This window comes from Bacillus sp. JST-5 (assembly GCF_057747715.1).
Genome location: NZ_JBYLHW010000017.1, coordinates 35,128 through 39,091, shown reverse-complemented (window position 1 = coordinate 39,091; position 3,964 = coordinate 35,128). Strand labels below are relative to the sequence as shown.

Here is a 3,964-nt window from a genome sequence, read left to right as displayed (position 1 = left end):
ATCTATCCGCCTCATTTACTCGATATGACCTTCGACAGAAAGAGCTTTGTTTTGTTATGCAAACTCACTCAATCATACCTAGCCTTATATGAGGTTCGTGTTCCTCGGACCGGTGTTTTGCCTCCAGCTTCCTTCAGATTCCGCGTCACCACGGACACCCTTGCTCTTGGCTAACCTCTACTTCTGTCTTCGGGGTTCGGGACTTACACCCTATAGTTCATGTACATGCCGGGCGCACATAAAAAAAAGATTGGCTATAGCCAATCTTTTCCATTCTCTATATATTTCCATCTAAGATGAACAAATTTGCTAGTTCAAATGGTTTTAACAGCAGAACATTATATTAATACATCTTCATATACTGTTCACGTTCCCAAGGATGAACTGCCGTGCGGAACATATCCCATTCAATTTCTTTTGCCTCAAGAAAACGTTCTAATATGTGTCCACCTAAGGCATCTGTAATGACTTTATCAGCTTTTAAATTTTCTAAAGCTTCGGCTAATGTAGCAGGTAAATCAACGATTCCTTCTTCTAAACGTTCCTCTTTTGTCATCACATAAATGTTACGATCTACTGGAGCAGGAGGCGTTAATTTGTTTTTAATTCCATCTAAACCTGCTTTTAATAATACTGCCATTGCTAAATATGGATTTGCAGAAGGGTCTACACTTCGCACTTCAATACGTGTACTTAATCCTCGTGAAGCAGGGATTCGAATTAACGGACTTCTGTTTTGAGCAGACCAAGCGACATAACATGGTGCTTCATAACCAGGAACAAGACGTTTATAAGAGTTAACTGTTGGATTAGTAACAGCTGTAAAATGAGGAGCATGTTTTAAAACTCCTGCAATAAACTGATAAGCTGTTTCACTCATTTTTAGTGGCCCGTTCGGATCAAAGAATGCATTTTCGTTTCCTTTAAAAAGAGATATATTGCAGTGCATACCAGAGCCGTTTACTCCAAATAAAGGTTTTGGCATAAATGTAGCATGTAGACTGTGTTTGCGAGCAATAGTTTTAACTACTAATTTGAACGTTTGGATATTATCACAAGCAGTTACCGCGTCAGCATATTTAAAATCAATCTCATGTTGTCCTGGAGCTACTTCATGATGGGAGGCTTCAATTTCAAAACCCATTTCTTCTAATTCTAATACGATATCGCGACGGCAGTTTTCCCCTAAATCCGTAGGTGCTAAATCAAAATACCCACCATTATCATTTAACTCTAAAGTCGGCTCCCCTTTTTCATCCAGCTTAAATAAGAAAAATTCTGGTTCTGGTCCTAAATTAAAACTTGTAAATCCTAGCTCTCTCATTTCTTGTAACACACGTTTTAAATTGTTACGAGGATCTCCTTCAAACGGTGTGCCGTCAGATTTATAAATATCACAAATGAGACGAGCAACTTTCCCTTTCTCAGCTGTCCAAGGGAAAATAACCCATGTGTCTAAATCTGGATATAAATACATATCGGATTCTTCAATTCGTACAAATCCTTCAATGGAAGATCCATCAAACATCATTTTGTTATCCAGCGCTTTGCTTAATTGGCTTCTTGGGATTTCCACATTTTTAATCGTTCCTAAAATGTCTGTAAATTGTAATCGAATAAAGGACACATTTTCTTCACGAGCCATTCTTTCAATATCTTCTCTTGTGTACTTAGCCATTGATTATTCCTCCTGAAAATAAAATTAGTGAAAGAATCGGGAAAGATCGCCTTGTCGAAGAGATGTTCGATTGTAGCGTCCAGCTTGCATTAATTCGTAGCGAAGTACCTTTCGAAGTTCTTCCTCCGACAATTCTTTTCTAGCTTTTTGTTCTGCTTTGTAATATTGAATATCCATTTCATGCTGTTCCTTCATTGCAAATACTTGTTTTATTCCTGCAATGTTAATTCCTTGGTCTAGTAAATCTTTAATCTCTAATAATTTGTCAATGTCGTTTAACGAAAATAGTCGCTGTCGGCCTTTTGTTCTTGCTGGTGTCACTAATCCGTGTTCCTCGTAATAGCGAATTTGTCTAGCCGTTAATTCGGTAAGTTCCATAACGATTCCGATTGGGAACAACGGCATGTTTCTACGAATGTCACTTCCTTTCATCAACGAACTCCCCCTCTCCTTTAATTCATATGTTCATCTTACATCATGTTAATTATTCTGTCAATATGATGTTAGAAAATCTTACATCATAAATTTATTCATATCAAATTAAAAAAGTTCGGTTTATAGCCGAACTTTTAACCAAAAATTTTTAAACGAAATGTTTAAAGGATGACAAGACCTTTTTCGATTAATCGATCGATTGCAATACAAATGGCAAGTTTTACATGCGAATATGTCAATCCTCCTTGAACATAAACTGTATATGGAGGTCGAATTGGTCCATCAGCTGTTAATTCGATGCTCGCTCCTTGTATAAACGTACCGGCAGCCATAATCACATCGTCACTATATCCTGGCATATAACTTGGATATGGGGTAACATGTGAATTAACAGGTGATGCATATTGGATGGCCTGGCAAAATTCAATCATTTGCTCTTTGTCGTGAAATTCAACAGACTGAATTAAATCTGTACGTTTACTGTTCCACGATGGATTTGTGTTCATCCCTAATTTTTCTAATAAAGCCGATGTAAATATAGCACCTTTTAATGCTTGTCCTACGATATGAGGGGCTAAGAAAAATCCTTGATACATTTCTTGTAATGAATATAATGATGCCCCTGCCTCTTTACCAATCCCAGGCGAAGTTAATCGATATGCACACATTTCAACTAATTCTTTTTTTCCAACAATATATCCGCCCGTTTTCGCTAAACCGCCTCCAGGATTTTTGATTAAAGAACCCGCCATTAAGTCACAGCCCACTTCTGTTGGCTCCATTTCTTCAACAAATTCCCCGTAGCAGTTATCTACAAACACAATGACGTCATTTTTTATCTCTTTGACAAATTCAATCATCTTTTTAATTTCAGCAATAGTAAAGGACGGTCTGTTCGAATATCCTTTAGATCGTTGAATTCCTATCATTTTGGTACGTTCGGATATAGAATTCTTAATTGCCTCATAATTAGGTGAACCATCTTCCAATAGTGATACGGAATTGTAACTAATATTGAATTCTTTTAATGAACCGACGCCAGAACCTCGAATTCCAACAATTTCTTCTAACGTATCGTATGGTTTCCCGGTAATGTATAAAAGTTCATCTCCGGGACGTAATACCCCAAATAGCGCTGTCGAAATGGCATGAGTACCGGAAATGATTTGAGGTCTAACAAGGCCAGCTTCTGCTCGAAATACATCTGCATATACTTCTTCCAATGTATCTCTTCCAATATCATCATAACCATAACCCGTTGATGGGTAAAAATGTGTATCGCTGACACGAAACTTTTGAAAACTTTTTAATACCTTTAATTGATTATAGTCAATGATTCGATCAATGGAGGAATGAACATCTTTAATTTGTTCTTCCACTTCCTCTACTAATCTTTTCAATTTGTTACCATTCTTCCAGTCCTTCCACATGTTGTTCTCCTTCTCCGTCTTGAAATTTTTTTATTTTTCCATATAGCGATTGATTTGGAAAAACATATCCTTTTAATTGATAAACTTCTTCATCTTCTATAAATACGAGTTCCTTCACAACGGATTCGCTTTTCAATTGCGATAACAATTTCCCTTCCGAAGATGGAATCTTCACATCATATTTCACCATTTGCTGAATCATCATTTCCTCAATTTTTATTTTAAGCTTAATTAAATCATCTTTATGAAAAGCAGAAATGTGAATAGCATCATTCTTTACCGTTGGAACAAATTCATCGTAAAGGATATCTCTTTTATTGTAAACCGTAAGTTGAGGAATTTGATGAATGTTAAGTTCTGTTAATAATTTTTGTACGGTTTGTTCGTGTTGGAAATAATCAGGGTTTGAACTATCAACCAC

The 3,964-nt window shown here is 36.6% G+C and carries 3 protein-coding genes and 1 pseudogene; all 4 read right to left on the bottom strand.

Annotated features, from left to right (window positions below):
• Positions 1 to 343: 343 nt before the first annotated feature.
• Positions 344 to 1,678, bottom strand: coding sequence for a type I glutamate--ammonia ligase (gene glnA, locus AC3ASS_RS05690; RefSeq protein ID WP_488282548.1), 1,335 nt, complete (start codon positions 1,676 to 1,678; stop codon positions 344 to 346).
• Positions 1,679 to 1,702: 24 nt separating this feature from the next.
• Positions 1,703 to 2,110, bottom strand: coding sequence for a MerR family transcriptional regulator (locus AC3ASS_RS05685; protein WP_488282550.1), 408 nt, complete (start codon positions 2,108 to 2,110; stop codon positions 1,703 to 1,705).
• 164 nt (positions 2,111 to 2,274) lie between these two features.
• On the bottom strand, positions 2,275 to 3,543 hold the full coding sequence (locus AC3ASS_RS05680; protein ID WP_488282547.1) for a methionine gamma-lyase family protein: 1,269 nt from the start codon (positions 3,541 to 3,543) through the stop codon (positions 2,275 to 2,277).
• A pseudogene (locus tag AC3ASS_RS05675) lies at positions 3,518 to 3,964 on the bottom strand (GTPase HflX); the annotation flags it as partial. The pseudogene AC3ASS_RS05675 and the gene AC3ASS_RS05680, both read right to left, overlap by 26 nt.